We start from the raw sequence: 26,546 nt of genomic DNA on the forward strand, positions 1-26,546 counted from the left end.
AAGATAGGCGCCCTGTGGCCCGATGGTAAGGGGCGGGCGCGGCGACGGAATGGCGGCCTGAAATCCCCGCGCAGGCGAAGCTTGGCGGAACCGATCCCGCCGCAGTTCGCTTTCTCTACCGAAGCGCCCCACGATGCGTGTGCAGCGGCGAAAAACCGAAGGTGTTCCCATGATCCGTGATTTCGATGACGTCGTCGCCGAGGCGCGCAAACATCCCGGCATCACCGCCGGAACCCTGGCCCTGGTGGCCGGGGCTGCAATCGCCACGGTCCTGCTGACGCAGCGGACGGGTCCGCGTCGCTATGAATGGATCCGCGAGCGTCTGGACCCGCGCGGCTGGGTCGACGCCGAGGCCCTGCGTCACCGGTTCGAGGACATTTCGCGTGGCCTGACCGAAGGCGCGGAAGATCTCACCCACAGGGCCGGCGAGTTCACCGACGACACCCGCCACGGGGCGCGCAAGCTGCTTCGTCGCGGCCAGAAGGCATTGTCGCCGTCCAGCCGGAAACGCTATGCGCGCACCGCGCGCGGCTATGCCGAGGACACGGGCCGCAACGCCCGTCGCTACGCCGGAGAGGCCGGCCAGTACGCGAAGGATCATGCGCGCGAGGGCGGCGCCCTGCTGGCTATCGCCACCATCGCCGCCGTGATCGGCGCGGCGGCGCTGGAAAGCCGTCGACCGGACAGCCGAGTGCGCCGCCTCGGCAAATTTTGAGGTTTCGCGCATAAACGTTGCGGCGAAGGGCGAGTTCGGCGAAAGAACCGCGCATGAGCGCGCGCCCGACCCTGATCTTCGATTTTGATTCGACCCTCGTCCGCGTCGAGACGCTGGAGGCGCTCGCAGATCTGGCGCTGGAGGGTCATCCCGATGCTGCGGCGATCCGCGAAAAGGTCGCCGATCTGACGGATCAGGCCATGGCCGGGGCCCTGCCGTTCGGGGAGGCGCTGAGGCGCCGCCTCGGCCTGCTGCCGTTGACCCGGAGCCATGTCGACGCCCTTGCGGCGCGTATTCTGGACGAGGGTACGCCCTCGGTGCGTCGGAACCTCCGGTTCTTCCAGGAAAACGCCGGTTGCATCCGGATCCTGTCGGGCGGCTTTCGCGAGATCATTGCGCCGGTCGCCGAACGGCTGGGCGTGGCGCCGGAGCACGTGCTGTGCAACGACCTGATCTATGACGCCGACGGCCGGGTGACGGGCGTGGACGACGCCAATCCCCTGTCGCAGGCCGACGGCAAGCCCACGGTCATCCGGGCCCTGGGTCTGGACGGGCCGGTCGTCATGGTCGGCGATGGATGGACCGACGCCGAGGTCAAGCTGGACGGCGCGGCCGACCGGTTCTATGCCTTTACCGAGATCGTGCGCCGCGAGCGGGTGGTCGGGGTCGCCGACGCCGAGGCCGCCTCGATCGACGAACTGCTGTTCGCCGAGGGTCTGGCCGGTCGCTGGTCCTATCCGCGCAGCCGGATCCGAATGCTGTTGCTGGAGAACATCCATCCGGCGGCGGTCGAACGGCTGACCGACGAAGGCTATTCGGTCGAGACGATGAAGGGCGCCCTGGACGAGGACGAGCTGATCGAGCGGATCAGGGGCGTGCACGTGCTGGGCATCCGTTCCAAGACCAATGTCACACCGCGCGTGCTGGAGGCGGCCGACCGGCTGCTGGCCATCGGCGCCTTCTGCATCGGCACCAACCAGATCGATCTGGAGGCGGCCGCCGCCCGGGGCGTGGCGGTGTTCAACGCCCCCTATTCCAACACCCGTTCGGTGGTGGAACTGGCCATCGGCCTGACCATCACCCTGATGCGCGACGTGGCCGACAAGTCGGCGGCCATGCATGAGGGCAGATGGAACAAGTCGGCCGACGGTTCGCGCGAGCTGCGCGGCAAAACCCTGGGCATCGTCGGCTATGGCGCCATCGGCTCACAGCTGTCGGTGATCGCCGAGGCGCTGGGGATGCGCGTCCTGTTCCACGACCTGTCCGAGCGACTGGCGCTGGGCAATGCGCGAAGGGTGCGGTCGCTGGACCTGCTGCTGGCCGAGAGCGATGTGGTCAGCCTGCATGTCGACGGACGGCGCGAGAACGCCAATCTGATCGGGGCGGCCCAGTTCCAGAAGCTGAAGCCAGGGGCCCTGTTCCTGAACCTGTCTCGCGGTCATGTGGTCGACATCGGCGCCCTGGCCCAGGCGATCGGCTCAGGCCGGGTCGGCGGCGCCGCCCTGGATGTTTTCCCTGAGGAGCCGCGCACCAATGCCGATCCGTTCGACAGCCCCCTGCGCGGCCTGAAGAACGTGATCCTGACGCCGCATATCGGCGGATCGACCGAAGAGGCCCAGGAGGCGATCGGCGAGTTCGCGGCCGAGCGGCTGCTGAACTTCATGAACCGGGGCGACACCACCTTCTGCGTCAACCTGCCGAATGTGCAACTGCCGGAGGTCTCGGGCGGCCACCGCATCCTGCACATCCACAGGAACCAGCCCGGGGTGATGTTCGAGCTGAACCGCGAACTGGCCGCCGCCGGGCTGAACATCCTGGGCCAGTATCTGAAGACGGACGAGGCGGTCGGCTATGTCATCACCGACGTGGACCGCGACTATGATCCCGAGGCCCTGATGGCGCTCAAGACCCTGTCGGGCACGCTGAAGTTCCGTCTACTGCACTAAATTTCGTTCCAGGCTTCCCCTACGGCGTCTTGCTTCCGGATGAAACGGGCGCAAACTGACGCCAACGGCCGCGTTTTGACGGCCGATGGGAGGTTATATGTCCAGATTTCATCGCACCGCGGCGCTGGCCGCGTTGACCGTGGCCGCCGCCATGTCGGCCGCAACCGTCGCCCCGGCCCAGACCTACAACCGGCTGGTCGTCTTCGGCGACAGCCTGAGCGACAACGGCAACCTGTTCGCCGTGACAGCCGGAACCCAGCCCCCGGCGGCCGTCTACTGGCAGGGCCGGTTCTCCACCGGCCCGACCTTTGTCGAACTGCTGGGCTTCAACCTTGGCAAGTTCACCGCCGGTTCGCCGGTGACCGGAAGCATCAACTACGCCTTCGGCGGCGCCCGCACCGACAGCCAGGCCTCGCCTCCGGGGATGCGTAACCAGCTGGCCGCCTATGTCGGCGCCGGCGGACGGTTCGGCTCCGGCGATCTCGTCAGCATCCTGGGCGGGGCCAACAACATCTTCCAGGGCCTGCCGGCCGCTGGCGCCAGCGCCAATCCGACCGGAGCGATCGCCCCGGTCGCCAACAGTGCAGCGACCGATATCAACTTCCTGGTCAACAGCGTGGCTTCGGCGGGGGCGGGGACCGTGCTGGTCACCAACCTGCCCAAACTCAGCCTGACGCCGCAGTTCAGGAACACTGCGGCGGCGCCCCTGGCGGATTTCGCCGTGACGACGTTCAATGGGGCCCTGTTCACGGGGCTGACGGCGACCGCCGCCGCCAACCCGAACGCTAACATCATCTATATGGACCTGTTCAAGGTCGGGGATGTGATCGCCAACAGCCCGGACCGGTTCGGCATCACCAATGTCACAGACGCCTGTTTCAACGGCGTGACCCTGTGCGCCAACTCCAGCGGCTATTTCTATCTGGACGGGGTGCACCCGACCGCCCTGGGCCACCGGATCATCGCCAGACTGGCCAACGACTATCTGTACTACGGCGACCGCGGCGCGGACTCGGCGGTGCTGGGCGAAACCACCTTCCGCCAGCGCGAGGTCGACCTCGACTTCGGCGGAGAGCGGCTGTCGTCGCATGAGGCCTGGGAAGACGGGACGACCCTGGTCGGCGCCGCCGCCTATGACAGCACCGAGACCGATGCACGGGGGACGATCAACAGCTTCGACTCCACCAGCCAGGGCGGACGTGTCGGCATCGAACACAGCTGGTCCAACACCTGGAAGGTCGGGCTGGCCGGCGGCTATCGCCAGACGGATGTCGAGTCCGCCAGGTTCGACGCTGCGTTCGAGACCCTGTCCTTCGACATCTATGGCGGCTGGCGATCGGGCCATCTGTTCGTCAACGCCTCGGCGGGCGCCGGCTATGACAACATCGATACGGACCGGCTGTCGGCTCTGGACCCGATCGTGATGACGGCGACGACGACGGCGGTCAGCAAGGGCGCCCGTCTGCAAGGCGGCCTGTGGCTGGGCGGGGAGGGTCTGGCCCTTTCGCCTCGCGTCGCCGTCAGCTGGGTCTCCAGCAGCGTCGACGGGTTCGCCGAACAGGGGGCGGCCGCCCAGTATCAGTACAGCGACCGTGAGGTCACCGTGATGGCCGCCGAGGTCGCCCTGCGCGCCGAGGCCCGCTTCGGCGGGTTCGGCCTGTTCGCCGAGGGCGGCTATCGCGATGCGCTGGACGACAGCTCAGACGAGGTCCACACGGCGATTCTGGGCAATACCGCCAAGGCCCTCGGCCGGGAGGTCGAGGAGCCCTTCGGCGGCCAGATCCTGGCCTCGGCCGGCGTCAGCGGCGACTTCGGTCCCCTGAAGGTCGACGTCGGCTATCGCGGCCGCTTTGGCGACCATGCCGACAGCCATATGGGCGGGATCACCCTGACGCTGCCGCTGCAATAGACGGGGCGCAGACCCCTCCGGCTCGCGCGCCGGAGGGGTCTGCGACAGGCTGTCCTCACCCGTCGCCCCAAAGTCGCCCCATGGGCGAGTCACAAGTCCGAGGCCCGCCCGGCGCCGCCTGATCCCGCTCGATGCGGTCGCGGTCGGGCGGTTTCCCCGCTCGATGAAGCGACGCCGGAGCCGACGACCCCATGCGCCGACTGTTACCGCACGTGCGGTCCCTGTTGATTCAATCCGGCCATACGGCCGCCCTCCTGACGGTGGCGGTCATCGCCATGGCCGCCGCCCCGGTGGACACGCCGGAAGACGGCCGCGCCCCTGTCCTGCCGGTTCCGCCTCCGGTCACGGCCGTGGCCGAGCCGGCCGGGCCGGTGACCCGCGCCCTGGCCTTCGCCGAACCCGTCCCCGGACACGGGATCAACTCGCCCTATGGCCTGCGCCGTCTGGGCGGGGAGCCGGGCGTCCGTCTTCACAAGGGCGTCGATATCGCCGCGCCGCGGGGCACGGCGGTGCTGGCCACGGCCGAGGCGCGGGTGCTCCGGATCGGCCACGACCCCCGGGGCTATGGCGCCTTTGTCGAACTGTCCCACCCCAACGGCATGACCAGCTTCTACGCCCATCTGAGCCGTATCGATGTGGCGAGCGGGGACGCCGTGGCGGCGGGATCGCGCATCGGCCTGGTCGGTTCGACCGGCTATTCGACAGGCCCCCACCTGCATTTCGAGGTGCGACGCGCGGGCGCCCAGGTCAATCCGGTCCGGGTGATCGGCCGCAGCTTCCAGATCCGGGTCAAGCCGCCGCTCGGCCAGGGTTGATCGTCTAGCCCCGCCGTCGATTTCCCTGCTACTGAAGACATTGAGCAGGGAGTGGATTGAATGTCGGCCTTGACGCTGGACGGGGTGAGCAAGCGATACGGCGACTTTCAGGCCGTGAACGATCTCAGTTTCAAGGTCGGGAAGGGGGCCATCTGCGGCTTTCTGGGACCCAACGGGGCAGGCAAGACCTCGACCCTGCGGATGATCCTGGGCCTGCAGTCGGCGACCTCGGGCCGGATCGAAATCCTCGGCGCGACGGACGGGCGGCAGGTGCGCGACCGCATAGGCTTCCTTCCTGAGGAACGCGGCCTCTACAAGAAGATGACCCCGGTCGAGGCCATCGCCTTCTTCGGCGCCCTGAAGGGCCTGCCAATGGCCGAGGGCAAGCGCCGGGCGCGGGAGTTGCTGGAGCAGCAGGGGCTGGGCGAGGCGCAGAACAAGAAGATGAAGGCCCTGTCCAAGGGCATGGCCCAGAAGGTCCAGCTGATCGCCTCGGTGGTCCATCGGCCCGAATTCGTGATCCTCGACGAGCCGTTTTCGGGTCTGGACCCTGTCAACCAGCAGGGGCTGGAGGCGATGATCCGGGGGCTGGCGGCGGACGGCGCGACGGTGCTGTTCTCGACCCATGTGATGCAGCACGCCGAACGGCTGTGCGACAAGGTCGTGCTGATGGCGCGGGGGCGCAAGGCGTTCGAGGGCACAGTGGACGAGGCGCGCACGACCTCGCGCCGGTTCCTGGAACTGGAAGGCGAGATCGCGCCGGAGGCGGCCGCGGCCCTGCCCGGCGTGGACGGCGTGGAGGTGGTCAGCGATTTCGGCGGCCTTCGGGTGCTGAAGGTGGGGCTGGCGGCCGGGGCGGGGGGACAGGCGGCGCTGAAGGCGGCCTTCCTCGGCGGGCTGGATGTGCGGCGCTTCGAACTGCGCGAGCCGACCCTGCATGACGCCTTTATCACCCTGACCGGCGACCGGCCGGACGTCGACCAGTCGGTGAAGCCGCGGGCTTCCGACCAGAATGCGGAGACCGCGCGATGAACCGCACCCTTCTGATCGCCCGCCGCGAATACGCCGCCTATGCCAAGACCGTGGGCTTCTGGCTGTCGCTGCTGGCCTTTCCCCTGTTCGCGGTGATCGGGGGCGCCATTCCGGTGATGATCAAGTCGTCCGAGCCGGTGCGCGCCGTGGTGCTGGTCGAGGAGACCCCCGCCGCTGCGGGCCTGGCCGCCGCCGTGCGCCAGTCCCTGCAGGCCGATGCCGACCGGCGTCTGGCCCGCCAGCGTGAGGAGGCCGAAAAGGCCATGAAAGCCGCCGGCGCGCCGCCGGCAGCCCGTCAGAATCCGCTGTCGGCCCTGTCGAAGCCGCGCATGCGGATCGTCGGGACGCCGGCGGATCTGGCGGCGGCGGCGACCCCGGAGGCACGCGATGCGATCGCGCGCCGCTATCTGGGCGATGAGGCGCCGGAGGGTCAGGCGCTGGACGCTGTCGTCCTGCTGGACCGCAAGGACGGCCGGCCCGTCGCCCGGGTCTGGACCGAGGGCACGACCGACGACACGGTCGAGGACTTCGTCCGCGACGCCCTGAAGGGGATCAATCGCAAGGCCGTCTTCGCCGAGGCCGGCATCAACCCCGCCATCGTTGATCGCACGGAGGCCTTCCGCGCCGACGTGACGGCCTTCTCGCCGCGATCCCAGGGGTCCGGCGAGGTGTCTTTCCGCGACAAGCTGCCCGGCATCATGGGGCTGGCGGCGGGGTTCCTGCTGTGGTCGCTGATCCTGACGGGGGCCTCCATCCTGCTGAACAGCGTGATGGAGGAGAAGTCGAACAAGATCCTCGAGGTGCTGCTGTCCTCGGCCTCGGCCACCGAAATCCTGACGGGCAAGGTGCTGGGGGTGGCGCTGCTGACCCTGACGGTGCTGGCGGCCTGGGGAACGATCGGCATGGGCGCCCTGGCCAGTTTCGCGCCGGATCAGGCGGCCAATGTGGCCGGGGTGATGTGGCAGGGCGGCATGCTGGCCTGGTTCGTGGCCTTCATGGTCGGCGGATACATGATGTACGCCGTGCTGTTCGCAGCCATCGGCGCCTTCTGCGAGACGCCGCGCGACGCCCAGACGCTGATGGGGCCGATCATGATGATCCTGGTGGTGCCGATGATCACCATGCAGATGGCCCTGCAGTCGCCGGACGCGCCGGTGGTCAAGATCCTGTCGTGGATCCCGCTGTTCACACCGTTCCTGATGATGGCGCGGATGCCCAGCGATCCGCCGTTGATCGAATCCGTCGGCGCCATACTGGCCATGTTCGCCTTCGCCCTGCTGATGGTCTGGGTGGCGGGACGGGCGTTCCGGGCAGGGGCGTTGTCGGACGTCAAGTTGAGCTGGAAGAGCTTTGCGGCGGCGGTGAAGGGCGGGGGGCGGTAGGGGCGGTTTGACCCCTCACCCTTTCGCGCAAGAACGACGGCTGCGCCGCCGTGCGCTCAAGCCCTCTCCCGCAAGGGGAGAGGGAAGGCGATCGGACAAACAAAAAGGCCGCCCGGTGGGGCGGCCTTTTCAAATTCTGTGGCCTGAAGGGCCGTATCAGCCGCGGGCGGGACCGGCGCCCGGGACGCGGGGCTTGGGTGCAGGCAGAAGGCCTTCGCGCTGCATGCGCTTGCGGGCCAGCTTGCGGGCGCGACGGATAGCTTCAGCCTTTTGACGGGCGCGCTTTTCCGAAGGCTTTTCGTAATGCACGTGGCGCTTCATTTCACGGAAGCTGCCTTCGCGTTGCATCTTCTTCTTCAGGGCTTTGAGCGCTTGATCGACGTTATTATCGCGAACGAAAATCTGTACCAGGTTGAACTCTCCTTTGGCCGCCCGCCGCGTCCTGTAAGGGAGACGGGCAGACAAATAAAATAGACGTCCGACAGACGCGGTCTGCGGATGAAGGCGGGCTGATACACGAAGGGCCCTGCGCTGTCCAGTTGTCGCAAGCGGATGTGAAGGGTCGAAACGCCCGCTCCACAGGCGTATCATAAGGCCATGACCGATGCGCCACACCTGTCGAACGCCACCCCCGAACCGGACTGGGCCGACCAGACCGAACAGGCGGTTCTGGACGCCGCCATCCAGCGTGCGCCGCGTTTCGGCTGGAACGGGCGGCTGGTGCGCGAGGCGGGCGCCGCCGCTGGCCTGTCGCCCGGCGATATCGAGCTGCTGTTCCCCAATGGCGCAAGGGACCTGGCCGCCCTGCTGTCGCGGCGGCATGACGATCAGGCGATGGCGGCGCTGTCGGCGCTGGATCCGGGGACGATGAAGATCCGGGAGCGAATCGCCCGATCGGTCTCGGCCCGGCTGGAGGCGGCGGCGGGGGATGCGGAGGCGGCCAAGCGCTGCGCCGGCTTCCTGGCCCTGCCGACCAATGCCGATCTCGGGCTGTCGCTGGCCTGGGAGACGCCCGATCTGCTGTGGCGCTGGTCCGGAGACACGGCGACCGACTGGAACCACTATTCGAAACGGACGATCCTGTCGGGCATATTGATCCCGGCCCTGACCATGCGGCTGTTCGACGGGAAGGATGCGGCGGACGCCTTCGTCGACCGGCGGATCGACAATGTCATGACCTTCGAGAAGTGGAAGGCGGGGAAGGATTTCGAGGGGCCGCTGAGGCGGCTCACCGATGCGCTCGGGCGGATGCGGTACGGGGTCTAACCTAGCGCCGCTTGTTGACGATGCATGCAAACGCCAATTCGCGTTTGGCCTCGGCGGTGGCCAGAGCCATCAAGAGTGTCGCCGCCAAGGCATCGTCGATCAGGCCTTCTACCTCGATTGACGTGAGCTTGAACGGGGATGGATCGTAGTCAGCCGTGTGACGAAAGGTCTTCAGCCGCTCCAAGGTTTCGCCGAAGAACTCGATGTGCTGATCCACATAGGAGGCCACACCTCGTTTTGCCTTGGCCTTTCTCTCGGGGTCGATCTCGTTCATGACGGTTTCCATCCGACCATGCTCAAGGGCGCGATAGATTCTCAGCCAATCGGATCGTGTTCGCTTGTCTTCTGAATCGCCAGCGACCTGATCGGCGCAAAGCTCTGCCAGATCGTGAAAGAGCGCGTAGTAGGCGGTGCTGACGGCTCTTCGCAGATCGCTTTCGCTGGGCTCTTGACCGTTCTGGCCGCTCAGCAATCGCGTTGCGGTATCGTACAGGCTCATCAGGCCGCGCGGCCGTGCGGAAAAGTATGTACGAGATAGGGAAAGCGATCCTCACCCTGCCGCAGGAGCGCCATTCGCAGATCGTGGATTGCCCTGACAGATTGCTCGCCGGTGAAGGATGCGGAGTTAGGTTCGAAGACCGAACGAATATGGAGTGTGCTGCGCCCTTCTTCGTCGAACTTCTCTTCGACGTCGGCGTGAGAGAATCCCCAGGCGCCGAGACGATCAGCGAGGATAGTCTCGACGATTGATTTGACGGCATCCAAGTCAAGCGTACTGCTGATCTGTTCCATTCAGATTGCTTAGCATGAACCGGCTTTCAAGCCTACCGACGCGGCCGCACCCGGTTCACGTGGGCCATCTTGCGGCCGGGGCGGGCCTCGGCCTTGCCGTAGAGGTGGAGGCGGGCGTCGGGTTCGCCGGCCAGGGTCGGCCAGGCGTCGATCTCGTCGCCCAGCAGGTTGGTCATCTCGATCCGGGCGTGGGCGGCGGTGGGGCCGAGCGGCCAGCCGACCACGGCGCGAACGTGCTGTTCGAACTGGTCGCAAACGCAGCCGTCCTGGGTCCAGTGGCCGGTGTTGTGGACGCGCGGCGCGATTTCGTTGACCAACAGGGTCCCGTCGGCCAGCTCGAACAGCTCGACGCCGATGACGCCGACATAGTCGAGGCCGTCCAGAATGGCTTCGGCGATCTCCTGGGCGCGGGCCTGGATCGCGGGATCGACGGCGGCGGGGGCAAGGGTCATGCGCAGGACGCCGCCGGCATGACGGTTTTCACCCAGCGGATAGACGGCCACGGCGCCGTCGCGACCCCGGGCGGCGATGACGGACAGTTCGCGGGTGAAGTCGGCGGCGGCCTCGAGTATGGCGGGGCGTTCGCCGATCGAGACGAAGGCGGCCGCCGCCTCGTCCGCCGACCGGATCCAGGCCTGACCCTTGCCGTCATAGCCGTCACGCCGGGTTTTCAGCAGGGCGGGCAGGCCGATCACCGTCACTGCGTCCGCGAGGTCGGACCGGGTATCGACCACGGCGAAGTCCACTGTCGTCGCCCCGACCGCATTGAGGAAGGTTTTTTCATCGACCCGGTCCTGGGCGATGCGAAGCGCGGTCGGGCCGGGCGCGACCAGGGCGCCGGCCTCGGCCAGACGCTCGATCGAGGCGGCGGGGACGTTCTCGAACTCGAAGGTGACCACGTCGCACAGGCGCCCGAGCCGGGTCAGGGCCTCGGGATCGTCATAGGCGGCGACGATCCGGACGGCGGAGACGCGTCCCGCCGGGCTGTCGGGCTCGGGGTCCAGTATGACCACGTCGAAGCCGAGCCGGGACGCGGCCTGGCTGAGCATGCGGCCCAGCTGCCCCCCGCCCAGGATGCCGAGGGTGGAACCGGGCTTGAGCGGCAGGCGGTCTGGCGGCAGGTCGGACACTCAGTCCTCGACGGTTTCGGCGACGGAGGCGGTCAGGGCGGCCCTGAAGGCCGTCAGACGGGCCGCCAGCGGCTCATCGGACAGGGCCAGGATCTGGGCCGCCAGCAGGCCGGCGTTCTTTGCGCCCGCCTCGCCGATGGCCAGGGTGGCGACGGGAACGCCGCCGGGCATCTGGACGATGGAGAGCAGGGAGTCGAGGCCGCTGAGCGCCCGGGACTGGACCGGAACGCCCAGCACCGGCAGATCGGTCATGGAGGCGGCCATGCCCGGCAGGTGGGCGGCGCCCCCGGCGCCGGCGATGATCACCTTGAACCCGGCGGCCCGGGCCCCGGTGGCGAAGTCGAACAGGCGCTGTGGCGTGCGGTGGGCCGACACGACCTTCGCCTCCCAGCCCACACCCAGACCGTCCAGGGCGTCGGCGGCGTGTTTCATCGTCGGCCAGTCAGAACGGCTGCCCATGATGATCGCTACCGGCGGTCTCGTCGTCGCCATATCCATGCCCCCGATTCAAGGGTCCCCGTGACGGGAAAGCGGCCCGTTACAGCACGCGCGTTGCGCCCGCAACCGACGGCGTTAGCATGCGTCATGCGGCGGGAACGGTCCCGAAGCGATTCCCGGAGTTTTTCGTGCCCGATGCGGCGACCGCCCCGTCCCCGGACGATCTCGACCTGCGGGCCGAGGTCGAGCGGCTGCGCGCCGAGGTCGAGGCCCTGCGTCGGGACGCCGCCGACCTGGCCAGCCGCGCCGAGGCGGCCGAGGCGGCGGCGGATCACGACGTCCTGACCCCGGCCCTGAACCGGCGCGGCTTCGTCGGGGCGGTGAACCGGGCCATGGCCTGGTGCGCGCGCTACGGGTCGCCGGCGGTGATGGTCTATCTGGATCTGGACGGCTTCAAGGGGGTCAACGACAGCCTGGGCCATGCGGCCGGCGATGCCGCCCTGGTGGCGGTGGCCCGGCTGTTGCTGGACAATGTGCGCGAAACCGATTCCGTGGGGCGGCTGGGCGGCGACGAGTTCGCCCTCGTGATGCTGAACGCGGGGGTCGAGGAAGGCCGGGACAAGGTGCGGCGTCTGTCCGGGGCCCTGGCGGCGGACGGGTTCCTCTGGAACGACGCGGTGAGGCCTCTGGCCGGTTCGTTCGGGGTTCGGGCCTGGAACGGCCATACCGACGCCGAGGCCTGGATGGCCGAGGCCGACGCCGCCATGTGGGTCCGAAAGCGGGCGCGCTGAGCGCGCAACCCGTGCGTTGAAGGCATGATCGTGCGTCGCTTGACCTTGTGGGGTCGGGCGACCAGCTTCCCCGAAAGACCCAGTCCGAAGATCCCGTCCGGAGCCCTGCATGTCCACCGCCGCCCTGCCGATCGAGAACGGTCCCACCCTGAGCAAGCCCGCCGGGTCCCTGCTGGACCTGATCGGCAAGTCGCCGATGATCGAGGTGACGCGCATCGACACGGGCCCCTGCCGGCTGTTTCTCAAGCTGGAGAGCCAGAATCCCGGCGGATCGATCAAGGACCGCATCGCCCTGGAGATGATCGAGGTCGCCGAGCGCGAGGGCTGGCTGAAGCCGGGCGGCACCATTGTCGAGGCGACAGCGGGCAACACCGGCCTGGCCCTGACTCTGGTCGGAAAGCAGAAGGGTTACAACATTCTGCTGGTCATTCCGGACAAGATGTCGAAGGAGAAGATCCAGCATCTGCGCGCCATGGGCGCCGACGTCAGGCTGACGCGGTCGGATGTTCCGCATGGCCATCCCGACTACTACACCGACATGGCCGAGCGCCTCGCCCAGCAGATTCCGGGCGGCTACTACGTCAACCAGTTCGCCAATGACGCCAATGCCGCCGCCCATGTGAAGACGACCGGCCCGGAAATCTGGGAACAGATGGATCACGCCGTGGACGCCTATGTCGCCGGCATCGGCTCGGGCGGCACGATCACGGGTGTGGCCCAATATCTGAAGAGCGTGGGATCGAAGGCCGAGATCATCCTGGCCGACCCGGTCGGCTCGACCCTGGCCGGAATCGTCAATGACGGCGTGCCCTCGCCGGAGGGCAGCTATACCGTCGAGGGCATCGGTCAGAATTTCGTGCCCGATACGGCCGACATGAGCCTGATCGACCGGGCCTATTCGATCCCGGACGCGGAGGCCGTGGCCACTGTGCGCGACCTGTTGCTGAAGGAGGGCGTGCTGGCCGGTTCCTCATCCGGTACCCTGATTGCCGCGGCCCTGCGCTGGTGCCGTGAACAGACCGAGCCGAAGCGGTGCGTGACCTTTGTCTGCGACACGGGGGCCAAATATCTGTCCAAGGTCTATAACGACGCCTGGCTGGCGGATCAGGGTCTGGGGGATCACCCGATGGCGGGCAATCTGTCGGACCTGATCAGCCGCAAATACGAGGATGGCGCGGTGGTGGTGGCCGGGCCGGACGACAGTCTGGACAGCGCCTTCAAGCGGATGCGGTCCAACGACGTCTCGCAATTGCCGGTGATCAGCGAGGGTCGCCTGGTCGGTATTCTGGACGAGAGCGACATCGTCCACATCATGAACACCGACGAGATCACGCGGAAGGAGCGGTTCGCCAAGCCGGTGTCTTCGGCCATGACGCGGGATCTGGACACGGTTCAGGTGAATGAGTCGCTGGACGCCCTGATCCCCCTGTTCGACCGCGACCGGGTGGCCATCGTGCTGGACGGAGAGACATTCGTCGGCCTGATCGCCCGCGTCGACCTGATCAACCACCTGAGCCTGAACCGGTAACCGGTTGGGGCGCCGTGACCCCGCCTTTTCAACCTGTCTGACGCGCCGCGGCGTGGTGGGCGCCATCGCCGCCGCGCCGGCCATGGCCGCCAGCGCCCGGCCGCCGGCAGAGGGGCTGGCGGTCGGGGCCTATGCCAGCGGCGATCAGTCGATCACCGTGGTGGTGTTCAGCCCGCCGATGCCCGGCCTGCCCATGGCGGGGGCGGCGATACTGCTGCTGCATGGTGGAGGCGGGGCGGGACTGGAACTGCAACGCTGGCACGAACATGCCGTGCGACTGGCGGCTCGCGGCTATGTGGTGGCCTATCCCGCCTGGTTCGGAGACGCGGCCCGGGGCGGACGTGGCGGACGGGGGGAAGCCGCCCGCCATCGGCAGGCGGTAGTTGACGGGCTTGCCTGGCTGGCGCGACAGCCCGGGGTCGATCCAGCGCGGGTGGCGACCGTCGGCTTTTCACGCGGAGGCTTCGCGGCCTCCGATGTCGCAGTGACGGAGGCCGGGGTCGCCGCCGTGGTCGCCATCGCATCGGGCGGCGTGCGCGAGGTTGAGGAAATCCGGCACAGGCCGCGGACGCTGCTGATCTACGCTGACGGCGACCCGCTGGTGAGGGCCGGTCGCGTCCTAGACTGGGAGCGAACGCTGAGGCGCGCCGGGGTCCCTGTGGAGACCGAGGTGCTGGATGTAGACCATCACGTGCCCGAGCCGGCTGAATGGCGCGCCATCTTCGAACGGACGAACAGCTTTCTGCGCCGCGCCCTTGCGGTGGAACCGTGAAGCGCCGCGATTTGCTCACGGGCGCAGTCGGGGCGCTGCTGGCGTCGCCGGTCCCTGGCCAGACGTCAGGTCGGGCCGAGCCCCGGCCAGTGACCACGGAACTGGCGACCTACGCAAGTCGGGGCAAGACGATCCGCGCTGCCGCTTTTCGCCCCGATGCAGACGCCAGCGGCGCAGGCGTGGTCTTCCTGCATGGATCGGGCGGCATGGGGGTCGATCAACTGGCCTTCGCGCGCCGGTTCGCCGAGGCCGGCCATCTGGCCCTGGCGCCGACCTATCTCGACGCGGCCGAGGACAATGTCACAAGGCCCGAGCCGGTCATGGACGCCTGGCGGAAATGCGCCTCGGACGGCGTGGACTGGCTGATCGACCAGGGCATCGCGCGGGGCAGGACGGCAGTGATCGGCTATTCGCTGGGTTCCTACATCGCGGTCGACGGGGCTCTGGGCGACAGCCGGGCGGCGGCGGCGATATCGATCTGCGGCGGGTGGGACGTCTATATCCCGCGGCCGCCGCGGCGACGCGTCCCCGTTCTGCTGATCCGCAACGACCGGGATCGCGTCGTGTCAGCCGACAGCACGTCCCGATGGAAACATTTCCTGCTCCAGGCCGATGTGCCCGTTCGGGAGCGCGTCAATCGCGGCGCCGGCCATCTGATGAATGCAGCCCAGTGGAATGCAGTCTATAGGCAGGCTTCCGATTTTCTCGCCGATACGCTCCGCCCAGATTGACAGGACCCCGACATGGCCGACTTCAAGAACAGCCAGGGTTTTTCCACCCGCGCCATCCATGCCGGGCAGAAGCCGGACCCGACGACGGGCGCCGTGATGACGCCGATCTACGCGACCTCGACCTATGCCCAGGAAAGCCCGGGCGTGAACAAGGGCTATGAGTATGCGCGGGGCAAGAACCCGACGCGTGAGGCGTTCGAGGCCTGTATCGCCGACCTTGAAGGCGGGGTTCAGGGCTTCGGCTTCGGCAGCGGCATGGCGGCGACCTCGACGGCGATGGAGCTGCTGGACGCCGGGTCTCATATCGTCACAGGCGACGATCTGTACGGCGGATCGTGGCGGCTGTTCGAGCGGGTGCGGCGGCGGTCGATGGGGCTGGACTTCAGCTATGTCGACATGGCCGATGTGGCGGCGGTCGAGGCGGCGATCACCGACAAGACGCGGATGCTGTGGGTCGAGACCCCGACCAATCCGATGATGAAACTGGCGGACATCGCCGCCCTGTCGGCGGTGGCCAAGGCGCACGATGTGCTGCTGGTGGTGGACAACACCTTCGCCACGCCGTGGAGTCAGCAGCCGCTGGGCCTGGGCGCCGATGTCGTCATGCATTCGGCGACCAAATATCTGAACGGACATTCCGACATCGTCGGCGGGGTGCTGGTGGCCGGGTCGGTCGAGCTGGCGGCCCAGCTGAAGTTCCTGCAGAATTCGGTCGGCGGCATCATGGGGCCGTTCGACGCCTTCCTCGCCAACCGGGGGTTGAAGACCCTGGGCCTGCGGATGAAAGCCCACAATGAGAACGCCCTGGCGGTGGCGCGCTGGCTGGAAGAGCGCAAGGGCGTGGCCAGGGTGATCTATCCGGGCCTGATCAGTCACCCCCAGCATGAGCTGGCGGCGCGTCAGATGAACGGCCGGTATGGCGGGATGGTCTCGGTGGTTCTGGACGGCGACCTGGAGCGCACGAAACGGGTGCTGGAGCGGGTGCAGGTCTTCACCCTGGCCGAGTCGCTGGGGGGCGTGGAGAGCCTGGTCAACCACCCCGCCATCATGACCCACGCCAGCGTTCCGAAAGAGGTGCGGGAGGCCGGCGGCGTCACCGACAGCCTGATCCGCCTGTCCGTCGGGGTCGAGGACATCGACGACCTGATCGCCGATCTGGACCAGGCCCTGGGCTGACCGCCTCCGCGTCTGTCAGCGTGTCAGGCGCTGCGCCCGTCGGCCTGTGACGGAACGTCAGCTCCGGGCGCAGCCGCCGCAAGGGCGGTCCCGATGGCCTCGAACAGGCGCTGGGAGGTGACGGGCTTGGCCAGATGACCGTCGGCCCCGGCCGCCATGCCCGCCGCGACGTGTTCGGCCATGGCGTTGGCGGTGAGCATGAGCAGGGGCGTCCGGTCCAGACCCATGGCGCGTTCCAGCCGACGAATGCCGCGCGTGGCGGTCAGGCCGTCCATGACCGGCATCTGCATATCCATGAGGACCAGGTCGAAACGGTCGTTCCGGAAGGCCTCAAGCGCTTTTCGCCCGTCCTCGACCTCGACGATCTCGATCTCGGCGGCGGACAGCAGGACCTCGACCACCTTGCGGTTGGCCGGATGGTCGTCCGCCAGAAGGATCCGCAGGGGTGCGGACCGGGGTTCGGCAGGGATGACCGTCGTCTCGGCCGGAACGGTCATTACGGCGGCGGCCGGCTTCAGCGGCAGTCGCACCCAGAAGGACGCGCCCTGGCCAGGGCGACCGGTGCAGCCCATCTCGCCGCCCATCCGGTGCGCCAGATCGCGCGAGATGGCCAGACCCAGCCCCGTGCCGCCGAACTGGCGGGTGATGGAGCCGTCCGCCTGCTGGAACCGGTTGAAGATATGGGCCATCTGGGCGTCGTCGAAGCCGACCCCGCTGTCGGTGACCGTGAACAGGATGTCGTCGCCGGCCCCGGCCTCGACGGTCACACGCACCTCGCCGACGCTGGTGAATTTCACGGCGTTCGACACAAGATTCCCCAGCACCTGCCGGACGCGCACGATATCGCCGCAAACCGTCGCCGGCAGGTCAGGGGCGATGTCGACATGCAACATCAGCCCCTTGTCCTCGGCGCGGGCGCGCCAGAGGGCGCTGATGTCCTGCACCATCTGCCCGAGGGCGAAGGGCGCGTTTTCGAGGGACAGTTGCCCGGCCTCGATCTTGGCGGTGTCGAGGATGTCGGACAGCAGGCGTTCCAGGGTCTCTCCGGAGGAACGGATGATCTCGATCATCTCGCGCTGGCGCGGCGGCAGGGTTTCATGGCCCAGGGCGTCCGCCATGGCCACGACGCCATTGAGGGGCGTGCGGATTTCATGGCTCATATTGGCCAGGAATTCGCTCTTGGCGCGGCTGGCCGTCTCGGCCCGGCTTCTGGCGTCGCGCAGGCGACCGGCCTGAAGCGACAGCCAGACGACAGTGCCGACTGCGGTGATCAGGAACAGGGCGACGATGCCGACCAGCCAGCGTTGGCTGTCGATGACCACCTTCTGAAGCCCTGCATTGGAGCGGGCCGTCTCAAGCTGGAGCCGGCGCTCATCCAGCTTCTGCTGCAGATCGCCGGTGATCTGACCGATGCCGGCGCTGAACCTGCGGGCGTCGTAAACGGTCTGCGCGTCATGGTAGTCTCCGAGCCGATCAAAGGCTTCGGCGGCATTGCCGGCGGCGAACAGCAACTCGGCCTCGACATGCGGCACCTCGGACGGCCCTTCCTCACGGAATTCGCCGGCGGCAATCAGGCGACGGATCTCGGCAAGGTCTCGCCGCGCCCCGGCCACGCGGCCCGTGCGGGCCTGGGCGATGGCCCGGGCGGGCAGCAGTTGGGGGGCGAGAAAGGCGGCGGCGCCCAGATCCGCGCCATAAGGTTGAAGGCAGTCCAGCACGCCGGACCAGTCCTTTCGCCCTTTTGCCACCATGACGCAGAGATTGGCGTCATAGGCGGTCAGGCTTTCCAGATCGGCCCTGCGCGTCAGGCGACGGTGGGCGGCGTACAGGCGCCGCGCCTGGTCGTGTTCACCCAGTTGCACCGCCATTCGGGTCAGGTTGTAGACGCTGTCGAAATCCGGGCGGGGATAGGCGGGGTTTGAGAACTCGACCTCGAACCGATGGAAGGCGTCCAGGGCGCCGCCCAGGTCATTCAGCTTCATCAGGCCGACGCCCGCAACCTCCCAGATGCCGGCGCGGGCCGTCGGGGCATAGGCATCGCGGGCCGGAATCCGCGCGTCGAACTCGGTGAGCAGGTTCAGCCCCTGACCGATATGGTCCTGATCGATCAGCGCAAGCGCGGCCAGCCGCACCGCATGGGCGCCCACAAACCAGTCCGGATCGGTGTCGGCGATCCGGCGCATCTCCACAGCCGCAGAGGCGTCACCGGTGTCATACCGGAGCGTCAGAACGTTCAGCTGCGCGATTTTCTGATAGCGGACATCCCGGAGCCGCAAGGCCGCATCCTCAAGACGCTTGTTCCAGACCGCCGCCCGGGCGAAGTCGCCCTGGTTCAGGATCGTCCAGGTCACATGATAGAGGCGATTGAGGCCTTCACGATCATGACGGGCCAGGGCTTCGCGGCCGAAGGCGTCCAGCCGGTCGAAATCGGTGCGGGAGGCGCGGGTCTCGACAAAGCGAACCAGAGATTCGGGATCATGGGGTTCGGCTGTGGCGACCCCCGCGCCTGACACGGCCAGGAGCGCCATGCCGATCATGGCCAGCCGGCGAACGATTCCGCTCATCAACATATTGTTTCCACGCCCGGATCATGGACGGAAACTCGTTGATTAAGCTTTACCTGCGTGAAAACTCGACCGGTCAGAAGGCGATGTTGACGGCCGCCACCAGCGCGCCCGCGTATTGATCGTCCGGCAGGGCGGCGTCGGTGTCGTGCCAGCGAAGGTCCAGATCCATCGTCCGCGTGGCGGCGAAGGACACACCCGCGTTCCAGCCGGTATAGTCCGGTCCATTGTCCTGCTCGCGTCGACCCACGGTGACGCCCGCCCTGAGCCGGTCCGTCAACGGCCAGCGCACGCGACCCTCGACCCATGTCCAGGCCCGGGTCGAGCCAAGCCCGTCGGGCGAATGCTCAAGCCTCAGGCGGGCGTCGGCGGGGCCGAGGTCGCGCAGGACGTCGAACTGGACCTCCCAGGCGGCGTCGTCACGGCCGCGCACGGCTCCGAGCCGCCATTTGTGGGAGGTCGAGGTGTCGAAATCGAAGCCCGCAGCGGAAAACTGCCATCCGGCCTCGGCCTCGGTTTCCACATAGGCGCCGGACGAGTCGATCGTCTCGAATTCGACATCGGCATAGAAGCCGTTCGCAGCGTTCCACTGAACCTCGCCATAGGCGTAGGGATCGCCGGCGCTCTTGGAGGCGCCCTTGGACCGGTTGTCGGTCGCCCCGCCGAACTCGAAGGACCAGTGCGACGCCCGGTCCTGGCTGAAGCGGACATTGTCCCGGTCCTGGGCGACGGAGGCTGTCGCCGCCCCCACGCATGAAATCAGGACAAATACAGCAGGACGCATGGGGGCTCCGGTGACGTTGCCCTGCCTCTAGCTGACGATGGCCTTCTTCGCGAATTGATCCGTAGCCTGCGAATATTCGTCGCGGAGCCGTTGAACCAGTTCGGCGGCCGGGACGACATCGTGGATGGCGCCCGCACCCTGGCCCGCCGACCAGACCGTCTTCCAGGCCTTGGCCTCGTCGCCCATGTCCAGCTTGTGCTCGGGCAGGTGTTTGGGGTCGATGCCGTTGGCCTCCAGCGATTTGGTCATGAAGTTGGCCGGGATTCCGGACACCGCCGGGGTGTGGACGATGTCGGTCGCGCCGGACTCGATGATCATGTCCTTGTAGGCCTCGGGGGCCATGGCCTCGGTCGTATTGATGAAGCGGGTGCCCATATAGGCGAAGTCGGCGCCCATCATCAGGGCGGCGGCGACGTCCTGACCCGTCGACAGACAGCCCGACAGGATGAGGGTTCCGTCAAAGAAGCTGCGCACCTCATTGATCAGGGCAAAGGGGTTGATGATCCCGGCGTGGCCGCCCGCGCCATTGGCCACGAGGATCAGGCCGTCGACGCCGGCCTCTGCGGCCTTGCGCGCATGGCGGACATTGGCGATGTCGTGGAAGACCTGTCCGCCATAGCCATGCACCGCCTCGACCACGTCGCGCACGGCGCCGAGCGAGGTGATGATCAGGGGCACCTGATGCTCTACCGAGACCATCATGTCGGCCATCAGGCGCGGATTGGTCGGGTGGACGATGTGATTGACGCCAAAGGCGGCTGCATCCGGGTTCAGCCGCGACTTGATCTCGACCAGCCAGTCCCGATAGCCCTCGGTGGTGCGGGCGTTCAGCGAGGGGAAGGTGCCGATCACCCCGGCATTGCAGCATTCGACGACCAGATCCGGGCCGCTGACGAGGAACATCGGCGCCTCGATGACCGGCAGTTTCAGACCTTTTTGCAGGGAAGCGGGAATGGCCATGACGTCGTCCTCCGTTGTCTTTGGCTACGCTTAGCGGGGGAACGTCGGGGAAGGCAACGGCCCGGGTCGTCGAGGGCGGAACCGGACCCGGAAAAAGCGAGTCGGGAGAGTCGGTAGAGTCGGGATGTCCCGTCCATCATGTTGAAAACAAACAGGCCCATGCCGGCGTCCGGACCCGGCTGGGTCCAAGGCCCGGTCTGTGAACCCCGACCCCCCGACAGCCTGCCATACAGCCGCGCCAGATCCGGACGCAGGGCGAGTTCGGATTCATCTTTTTTGGCGGCGGCCCAGGCGCTACACCCATCCCATGACCACTGACACCTCAGGCCTGAGCCAGCTCGGCCAGCATATCGTCCAGCCGACCTCGCCGGAGACGGCGGTGCTGGAACGGGTGCCCAATCCCCACCCCGACACCCTGTATCTGGCCCGGTTCACGGCGCCGGAGTTCACCAGCCTGTGCCCGGTGACGGCCCAGCCGGACTTCGCCCATATCGTCATCGACTATGCGCCCGGCGACTGGCTGGTCGAGTCCAAGTCGCTGAAACTGTACCTGACCGCCTTCCGCAACCACGGCGCCTTCCACGAGGACTGCACCGTGGCCATCGGCAAACGGATCGCCGACCTGCTGGCCCCGAAATGGCTGAGGATCGGCGGCTACTGGTATCCGCGCGGCGGCATCCCCATCGACGTCTTCTGGCAGACCGGCGCCCCGCCCGAGGGGCTGTGGTTGCCGGATCAGGGCGTGCCGACCTATCGCGGGCGGGGGTAGGGTTCGGACGTCAGGTCTGAACAGGGGCGCCCAAGCGGCTCAGGTGGGACAGTGGCTTGAGGAAATCGAGCCGTGTTCCACCCAGCGACATTCACCATCGTCCTTTTCGTCGCCCTCGCGAGCTTTGCTTGCCGTGCCGAAAGCCACGCTGTCACACAGGATTCACCCGACCCCGCGATCGAACGACTGGTCGACGACTGGTACGCCGAGCAGTGCGCCGGGGAGGAGGGGCGGCCGTATCGGTTGATGGCGCCGGGCGGCATCGACGCCAGTCCGGCCTATCGCTACCGCGACACCGGGTCGGCGGCGCTGGGGCCGCGATATTTCGTGTCGCTGGCGGCGACCATGCCGCTGTTCCGCTATGAGATCACGCGCGTGAGAGCCGACGCCCGGTTCGCCCGGGTTCAGGTGCGCGAGCGGGGCTATCGCCATGCCCCGGCCGCTGACGCCACCTATGAACTGATGTCCGACGCCCTGCTGGTGATCGAGCGGCAGGACGACGGGCGCTGGCTGGTGCTGGCGCACCAGACCACCTCGACCGGGTTTCCGGCGAGCCTGGCCACGACGCCGTTGCCGGACCTCGGCCCGGACGCGGAGGGACAGGCGCGCCCGGCGCCGAAACCGCGATGCGGGCGGTTCGCCGTGGGAGAACACGCGGGTTAGGGCGGCGTAGGGCGGACGGGCTAGACTGTTCCCGTGACCGATTCCCGCCGCCTTCCCCTCGAAGCCCGGGGCCGCGACCTGCTGGCCCGGCTGCAGGTGCGGGCTGATCGCGCCGCCTGGTCGCGGTACGGCTTCGAATTCCTGATGTTCGGGCTGAAGCAGGGATGGGCCTGTCTGTTCGGCGGGCTGATGCTGGCCCTGCTGATGGGGACGCATCTGGTCTGGCCGCAGATCTGGCCGGAGGGGAACGCGCCGGTCGCCCGCTATGATGTTCTGGTCATCGCCGCGCTGGGCCTCCAGGCGGGGATGCTGCTGTTGAAGCTGGAGAGCTGGGAGGAGGCGCGGGTCATCTTCGTCTTCCACATCGTCGGAACCGTCATGGAGCTGTTCAAGACGGCGCAGGGGTCGTGGATCTATCCGGAGCCGAGCCTGCTTCGGATCGGCGATGTGCCGCTGTTCTCGGGCTTCATGTATGCGGCGGTAGGCAGCTATATCGCCCGGGTGCAGCGGATCTTCGACATCCGCTTCCGCCACTATCCGCCGCTGTGGACGACCTGGGCGCTGGCGGCGGCCATCTATATCAACTTCTTCTCGCACCACTGGCTGCCGGACGTGCGGTGGGGGCTTTTTCTGGCCAGTTTCGTGCTGTTCGGCCGGGGCTGGTTCTATTTCACCCCGGACCGGACACGGCGGTCCATGCCCTTCCTGCTGGGGTTCTTCCTCGTCGCCGTGTTCATCTGGCTGGCCGAGAACCTCGGCACCCTGTCGCGGGCCTGGATCTATCCCGATCAGATCGACGGATGGGGGATGGTGTCCTTCGCCAAACTGGGCAGCTGGTTCCTGCTGATGATGATCTCGGTGGTGCTGGTGTCGCTGGTGCACAGGCCGGAGGCGGAACCGCTCTAGCCGTCAGGGCAGCAGGGTCGTCAGCGCCGCCATGTCCGGCCGGTCGCGTTCCAGCGCCGGTTCAGACAGGGTTCCGATATGGATGAAGCCGGCGACCTTTTCGTCCGGGCGAACGCCGAACAGGGGCAGGGCTTCGGGCTCATAGCTGTACCAGTCGGTGATCCAGGATGACGAATATCCGAAGGCGCCGGCGGCGTGTTCGAGGTTCATGCAGACGGCGCCGGCGGACAGTTCCTGTTCCCACACCGGCTTGGGACCGGGGCGGGCGGTAGAGACGACGAGGACGGTCAGGGGCGCCGCCGTCAGCTTGGCCAGCACCGCCCGGGCCTTGGGCGGGAGGCCCCGGGCCTCGGCCAGCACGGCCAGCCGTTCGGCGATGTCCGCGCGGCTGTGCGGCCCCATGACGATGAACCGCCAGGGGAACAGCTTGCCGTGATCGGGGGTGCGGGCGCCCAGACGCAGGATTTCGGCGATCTGGTCCGGCGTGGGACCGGGCGCGGTCAGGGCCTGGGCGGGGGCGGAACGGCGGGCGGCCAGGCGGCGACGCATGTCGGGAGACGGCGTCGGCGGGGGCAGGGGGGCGCCGAGTTCGGGATGGGCGGGTTGGGTCGCGATGTCGTCGGTCGGGCTCATGCGGACTAGCTAGGCGTTCGCCCCGGGGTGCGCCATAGAGCGGAGGTGACCGACCAGCCTGAAAATTCCGATCCTGCCGCGCCGGACGCGGCCGCACGCCACGCCGCCAGAATGCCTGCGCCCGGCTGGGCCGAGGGAATGGCGACGCCCGTCCCCTGGCGCGATATGGGCCATACGGTGGTGCACGAGACGCCGTGGCTGAAGCTGACCGAGCATAAGGCGGTCGCGCCCACCGGCCATGAGGCCAGCTACGGGGTGTTGCGGTTCAAGAATATCGCCACGGGCGTGCTGCCGGTGCATCCGGACGGGACGGTGACCCTGGTCGGGCAGGCGCGCTTCGCCCGGGCCAACTATTCGTGGGAAATGCCGGAAGGCGGCGCGCCGTTGGGCGAGGATCCGTTTGAGGCGGCCAAACGGGAGCTGGCCGAGGAGGCGGGGCTGGCGGCGGCCAGTTGGACCCTGGCGCTGCAGATCGAGGTGTCGAATTCCATCACGGACGAGATCGGCCTGACCTGGATCGCCTGGGACCTGAGCCCCGCGCCGGTCAATCCCGATCCCACCGAGGCGATCACCGTCGTGCGGGTGCCGTTCACCACCCTGTTGCACGAGATCGAGCGGGGGGCGATCCGGGATTCCTTCACGGTGGCGACGGCCTACCGGGCCTACCATATGGCGCGAGAGGGGCTTTTGCCCGGCTGGCTGGCGCACGCCATGCTGACCCGGGTATAGGATCCCGACGTCCGGAGCCCGTCGCCATGTCCAGTCCCCCCAAGCTTGAGGTCATCGCCGGTCAGCAGACGACGGCCCCTGAGACCACGGGCCCGTCGATTTGGGGCAGTTTGCGCGCCTCGGCCGAGGAGGCGGCGCGCAGCGAGCCGCATCTCGGGTCGGTGATGAATGCGACCATCCTGTCGCACCTCGACCTGGCCAATGCCCTCAGCTTCCAGATCGCCCGCAAACTGGGCGACAACGAACTGGCGGCGATGAGCGTGCGCGAGGTCTGCGCCTTCGCCTTCTGGTCCGACGCCGGGATTGTGGCGGCGGCCGAGGCGGATCTGCAGGCCGTGGCCGAACGCGATCCGGCCATCAAGACGCTGTTGCAGCCCTTCCTCTATTTCAAGGGCTATCAGGCGCTGCAGGCGTCGCGGGTGGCCCACTGGCTCTGGACCCAGGGGCGCGAGACCCTGGCCTTCCATTTCCAGAGTCGCATTTCGGAACTGTTCCAGATCGACATCCATCCCGGCGCGAAACTGGGCAAGGGCCTGTTCCTCGACCACGGGACCGGCATCGTCATCGGCGAGACGGCGGTGGTCGGGGACGAGGTCTCGATGCTTCACAACGTCACCCTGGGCGGGACGGGCGCCGAGCGCGGCGATCGCCATCCCAAGATCGGCAAGGGCGTGCTGCTGGGCGCCGGCGCCAAGGTGCTGGGCAATATCGAGATCGGCGACTACGCCAAGGTGGCCTCGGGATCGGTGGTGCTGAAGCCGGTGCCGTCGGGCTGCACCGTCGCCGGGGTGCCGGCGCGGCTGGTCAACTGTCCGACCGGGGCCGAGCCGGCCCGGACCATGGATCATACCCTGGCGGACGTGGTCTATGACTTCGTGATCTGATTGTCCTCCCCACCGCAGATGGGGAGGGAGACCGCCAAGCGGTGGAGGGGCAGCTGAGGCGACCCCTGGGCCGGCTGATGCGGCCAGAACCCCTCCGTCACGGCGCAAGCGCGCCGCGCCACCTCCCCATCGGCTGCGCCGACGGGGAGGAGACGACCGGCAGGGGTTTCCATCGGCCGGGCGGTTCTCTAGTTTCCGCCGCCAAAGCCTTCCCTCCTGACGAAAGACCGCCCCGATGAACGAGTCCGACATGAAGCGCATCGAGACGCATCTGAAGCGCACCTTCAACACCGGCGGCATCATCGTGAAGCCCCGCCCCAAGGTGAACGACTCGGCCGAGGTCTATGTCGGCGACGAATTCATCGGCGTCGTCTTCGAGGACGAGGATGAGGACGGCAGCTTCATGTTTGAAATGGCGATCCTGGCCGAGGATCTGTCGGCGGCCTGATCGCGCGGCATCGCCGGACAACAAAAACCCCGGGTGGTTCGCCACCCGGGGTTTTCGTTTTCAACGGTCTGACGTCGCGGTTCAGCGCTTGCCGAAGATGATGTCGCCCAGTCGGGCGAAGAAGCCCTTCGGTCCCTCGGCGGCCTTTGCTGCGCCTTCGGCGACGTCTTCAGCCACATCGGCGGCCTTGGCCGCGACAGCCCGGGCCGTGTCCTCGGCGACGTCAGCGGCCTTGGCGGCGACCTCCTGGGTGGTCTCGACAGCCTCGGCGGCGGCGTCCTTGACCGCCTCCATGGCGTCCTCCGCCGTTTCACGGGCAGTGGCGGCGACCTTGACGGCGGTCTTCCTGGCGCTGGTCGCCGCCCCGGCCACACGGGCCTTGACCGAGGTGGCGGCCGGTTTGGCCGGAGCGGGCTTGGCCGGAGCCCTGGCGGCGGGCTTCGGGGAAGCCGCCTTTACAGCGGGTTTCGGGGTTGCCGCCTTGGGCGCGGCGGCCTTCGCCGCAGGAGCCTTGGCAGCCGTCTTCGCCGCCGGGGCCCTGGTCGCGGGCGCCTTGGCGGGCGCGGCCTTCGGAGCCGCCTTGGCGGCGGGCTTCACGGCGGCTTTGGCGACCGCAGGCGCGGGCGTCGCGGCCTTCGGAGCGGCGGCCTTTGCGGCGGCAGCGGCAGGCTTCGGCCGGGCGACGGCGGCGGTCTTCGGCGCAGCGGCTTTGGCCGCAGCCGGTTTGGACGTAGACGGTGACTTAGCCATGAGATACCCGACCCCTCGGTTTGCGCGGCCCCG

At 67.8% G+C, this 26,546-nt stretch carries 28 protein-coding genes; 18 read left to right on the forward strand and 10 right to left on the reverse strand.

Annotated elements, in window-relative coordinates:
- Positions 1-169: 169 nt before the first annotated feature.
- From ACW17W_RS06460 to ACW17W_RS06485, 6 genes are all read left to right on the forward strand, one after another.
- Entirely contained in the window at positions 170-715 is a 546-nt protein-coding gene (locus tag ACW17W_RS06460; protein WP_492079927.1) for a hypothetical protein, read from the forward strand.
- A gap of 53 nt (positions 716-768) precedes the next feature.
- Positions 769-2,661, forward strand: coding sequence for a phosphoglycerate dehydrogenase (gene serA / locus ACW17W_RS06465; protein ID WP_492079928.1), 1,893 nt, complete (start codon positions 769-771; stop codon positions 2,659-2,661).
- 97 nt (positions 2,662-2,758) lie between these two features.
- The gene (locus ACW17W_RS06470; protein WP_492079930.1) at positions 2,759-4,570 is read left to right on the forward strand and encodes an autotransporter domain-containing protein; all 1,812 of its coding nucleotides are present in this window, start codon (positions 2,759-2,761) and stop codon (positions 4,568-4,570) included.
- A 191-nt stretch (positions 4,571-4,761) separates the two neighbouring features.
- Complete coding sequence (locus ACW17W_RS06475; protein WP_492079932.1) at positions 4,762-5,385, forward strand: M23 family metallopeptidase; 624 nt, start codon at positions 4,762-4,764, stop codon at positions 5,383-5,385.
- A gap of 60 nt (positions 5,386-5,445) precedes the next feature.
- Positions 5,446-6,417, forward strand: coding sequence for an ABC transporter ATP-binding protein (locus tag ACW17W_RS06480; RefSeq protein WP_492079933.1), 972 nt, complete (start codon positions 5,446-5,448; stop codon positions 6,415-6,417).
- On the forward strand, positions 6,414-7,799 hold the full coding sequence (locus tag ACW17W_RS06485) for an ABC transporter permease (protein ID WP_492079935.1): 1,386 nt from the start codon (positions 6,414-6,416) through the stop codon (positions 7,797-7,799). The genes ACW17W_RS06480 and ACW17W_RS06485 overlap by 4 nt, the downstream gene beginning before the upstream one ends.
- A 156-nt stretch (positions 7,800-7,955) precedes the next feature.
- Here the strand turns inward: ACW17W_RS06485 and rpsU are convergent, their stop codons facing one another.
- Positions 7,956-8,210 (reverse strand): 30S ribosomal protein S21, encoded by a 255-nt coding sequence (rpsU, locus tag ACW17W_RS06490; RefSeq protein WP_492080276.1) that lies wholly within the window; start codon positions 8,208-8,210, stop codon positions 7,956-7,958.
- A 186-nt stretch (positions 8,211-8,396) separates the two neighbouring features.
- Between rpsU and ACW17W_RS06495 the strand changes: the two genes are divergently transcribed.
- Complete coding sequence (locus ACW17W_RS06495) at positions 8,397-9,065, forward strand: COQ9 family protein (RefSeq protein WP_492079936.1); 669 nt, start codon at positions 8,397-8,399, stop codon at positions 9,063-9,065.
- 1 nt (position 9,066) lies between these two features.
- Here ACW17W_RS06495 and ACW17W_RS06500 read toward each other — a convergent pair whose 3' ends face one another.
- The 4 genes from ACW17W_RS06500 to purE form a co-directional block, all read right to left on the reverse strand.
- Positions 9,067-9,564, reverse strand: a complete 498-nt coding sequence (locus tag ACW17W_RS06500; RefSeq protein WP_492079938.1) for a hypothetical protein — start codon at positions 9,562-9,564, stop codon at positions 9,067-9,069.
- Positions 9,564-9,857, reverse strand: coding sequence for a hypothetical protein (locus ACW17W_RS06505; protein ID WP_492079939.1), 294 nt, complete (start codon positions 9,855-9,857; stop codon positions 9,564-9,566). Before ACW17W_RS06505 ends, ACW17W_RS06500 begins: the two co-directional genes overlap by 1 nt.
- A 32-nt stretch (positions 9,858-9,889) precedes the next feature.
- Positions 9,890-10,906 carry a 5-(carboxyamino)imidazole ribonucleotide synthase gene (locus tag ACW17W_RS06510; protein WP_492080277.1) on the reverse strand — a complete coding sequence of 339 codons (1,017 nt, stop codon included), beginning with the start codon at positions 10,904-10,906 and terminating at the stop codon, positions 9,890-9,892.
- An 81-nt stretch (positions 10,907-10,987) separates the two neighbouring features.
- Positions 10,988-11,479, reverse strand: a complete 492-nt coding sequence (gene purE / locus ACW17W_RS06515) for a 5-(carboxyamino)imidazole ribonucleotide mutase (protein ID WP_492079941.1) — start codon at positions 11,477-11,479, stop codon at positions 10,988-10,990.
- Between the two features lie 134 nt (positions 11,480-11,613).
- On the opposite strand from purE, the gene ACW17W_RS06520 reads away from it, so the two are divergent.
- The 5 genes from ACW17W_RS06520 to ACW17W_RS06540 all read left to right on the forward strand — a co-directional run bounded on the left by ACW17W_RS06520 (position 11,614) and on the right by ACW17W_RS06540 (position 16,423).
- Positions 11,614-12,216, forward strand: coding sequence for a diguanylate cyclase (locus ACW17W_RS06520; RefSeq protein ID WP_492079942.1), 603 nt, complete (start codon positions 11,614-11,616; stop codon positions 12,214-12,216).
- 109 nt (positions 12,217-12,325) lie between these two features.
- Positions 12,326-13,744 carry a pyridoxal-phosphate dependent enzyme gene (locus ACW17W_RS06525; RefSeq protein WP_492079944.1) on the forward strand — a complete coding sequence of 473 codons (1,419 nt, stop codon included), beginning with the start codon at positions 12,326-12,328 and terminating at the stop codon, positions 13,742-13,744.
- 4 nt (positions 13,745-13,748) lie between these two features.
- Positions 13,749-14,516, forward strand: coding sequence for a dienelactone hydrolase family protein (locus ACW17W_RS06530; protein ID WP_492079945.1), 768 nt, complete (start codon positions 13,749-13,751; stop codon positions 14,514-14,516).
- Positions 14,513-15,247: a dienelactone hydrolase family protein gene (locus ACW17W_RS06535; protein WP_492079946.1), complete on the forward strand. Its 735-nt coding sequence runs from the start codon at positions 14,513-14,515 to the stop codon at positions 15,245-15,247. Before ACW17W_RS06530 ends, ACW17W_RS06535 begins: the two co-directional genes overlap by 4 nt.
- 12 nt (positions 15,248-15,259) lie before the next feature.
- Positions 15,260-16,423: a cystathionine gamma-synthase gene (locus ACW17W_RS06540; protein ID WP_492079947.1), complete on the forward strand. Its 1,164-nt coding sequence runs from the start codon at positions 15,260-15,262 to the stop codon at positions 16,421-16,423.
- A gap of 23 nt (positions 16,424-16,446) precedes the next feature.
- Here ACW17W_RS06540 and ACW17W_RS06545 read toward each other — a convergent pair whose 3' ends face one another.
- From ACW17W_RS06545 to ACW17W_RS06555, 3 genes are all read right to left on the reverse strand, one after another.
- Complete coding sequence (locus ACW17W_RS06545) at positions 16,447-18,987, reverse strand: hybrid sensor histidine kinase/response regulator (RefSeq protein WP_492079948.1); 2,541 nt, start codon at positions 18,985-18,987, stop codon at positions 16,447-16,449.
- Between the two features lie 76 nt (positions 18,988-19,063).
- Positions 19,064-19,771, reverse strand: a complete 708-nt coding sequence (locus ACW17W_RS06550; protein WP_492079949.1) for a TorF family putative porin — start codon at positions 19,769-19,771, stop codon at positions 19,064-19,066.
- Between the two features lie 27 nt (positions 19,772-19,798).
- Positions 19,799-20,731: an NAD(P)H-dependent flavin oxidoreductase gene (locus ACW17W_RS06555; RefSeq protein WP_492079950.1), complete on the reverse strand. Its 933-nt coding sequence runs from the start codon at positions 20,729-20,731 to the stop codon at positions 19,799-19,801.
- Between the two features lie 307 nt (positions 20,732-21,038).
- On the opposite strand from ACW17W_RS06555, the gene queF reads away from it, so the two are divergent.
- The 3 genes from queF to ACW17W_RS06570 all read left to right on the forward strand — a co-directional run bounded on the left by queF (position 21,039) and on the right by ACW17W_RS06570 (position 23,069).
- Entirely contained in the window at positions 21,039-21,500 is a 462-nt protein-coding gene (gene queF, locus ACW17W_RS06560; RefSeq protein WP_492079951.1) for a preQ(1) synthase, read from the forward strand.
- A gap of 72 nt (positions 21,501-21,572) precedes the next feature.
- On the forward strand, positions 21,573-22,163 hold the full coding sequence (locus ACW17W_RS06565; RefSeq protein ID WP_492079952.1) for a hypothetical protein: 591 nt from the start codon (positions 21,573-21,575) through the stop codon (positions 22,161-22,163).
- 78 nt (positions 22,164-22,241) lie between these two features.
- Complete coding sequence (locus tag ACW17W_RS06570; protein ID WP_492080278.1) at positions 22,242-23,069, forward strand: DUF817 domain-containing protein; 828 nt, start codon at positions 22,242-22,244, stop codon at positions 23,067-23,069.
- A 3-nt stretch (positions 23,070-23,072) separates the two neighbouring features.
- Here ACW17W_RS06570 and ACW17W_RS06575 read toward each other — a convergent pair whose 3' ends face one another.
- Positions 23,073-23,702, reverse strand: coding sequence for a nitroreductase family protein (locus ACW17W_RS06575; protein ID WP_492079953.1), 630 nt, complete (start codon positions 23,700-23,702; stop codon positions 23,073-23,075).
- Between the two features lie 138 nt (positions 23,703-23,840).
- On the opposite strand from ACW17W_RS06575, the gene ACW17W_RS06580 reads away from it, so the two are divergent.
- The 3 genes from ACW17W_RS06580 to ACW17W_RS06590 all read left to right on the forward strand — a co-directional run bounded on the left by ACW17W_RS06580 (position 23,841) and on the right by ACW17W_RS06590 (position 25,763).
- A complete protein-coding gene (locus ACW17W_RS06580; protein ID WP_492079954.1) occupies positions 23,841-24,431 on the forward strand; it encodes an NUDIX domain-containing protein in 591 nt (196 codons plus the stop codon).
- 26 nt (positions 24,432-24,457) lie between these two features.
- Complete coding sequence (gene cysE, locus ACW17W_RS06585; protein ID WP_492079955.1) at positions 24,458-25,315, forward strand: serine O-acetyltransferase; 858 nt, start codon at positions 24,458-24,460, stop codon at positions 25,313-25,315.
- Positions 25,316-25,550: 235 nt separating this feature from the next.
- On the forward strand, positions 25,551-25,763 hold the full coding sequence (locus ACW17W_RS06590; protein WP_492079956.1) for a DUF3126 family protein: 213 nt from the start codon (positions 25,551-25,553) through the stop codon (positions 25,761-25,763).
- Between the two features lie 81 nt (positions 25,764-25,844).
- Here ACW17W_RS06590 and ACW17W_RS06595 read toward each other — a convergent pair whose 3' ends face one another.
- Entirely contained in the window at positions 25,845-26,513 is a 669-nt protein-coding gene (locus ACW17W_RS06595) for a hypothetical protein (protein ID WP_492079957.1), read from the reverse strand.
- Between the last annotated feature and the right edge of the window lie 33 nt (positions 26,514-26,546).

Source organism: Brevundimonas sp. FV1ye29L, assembly GCF_058681095.1.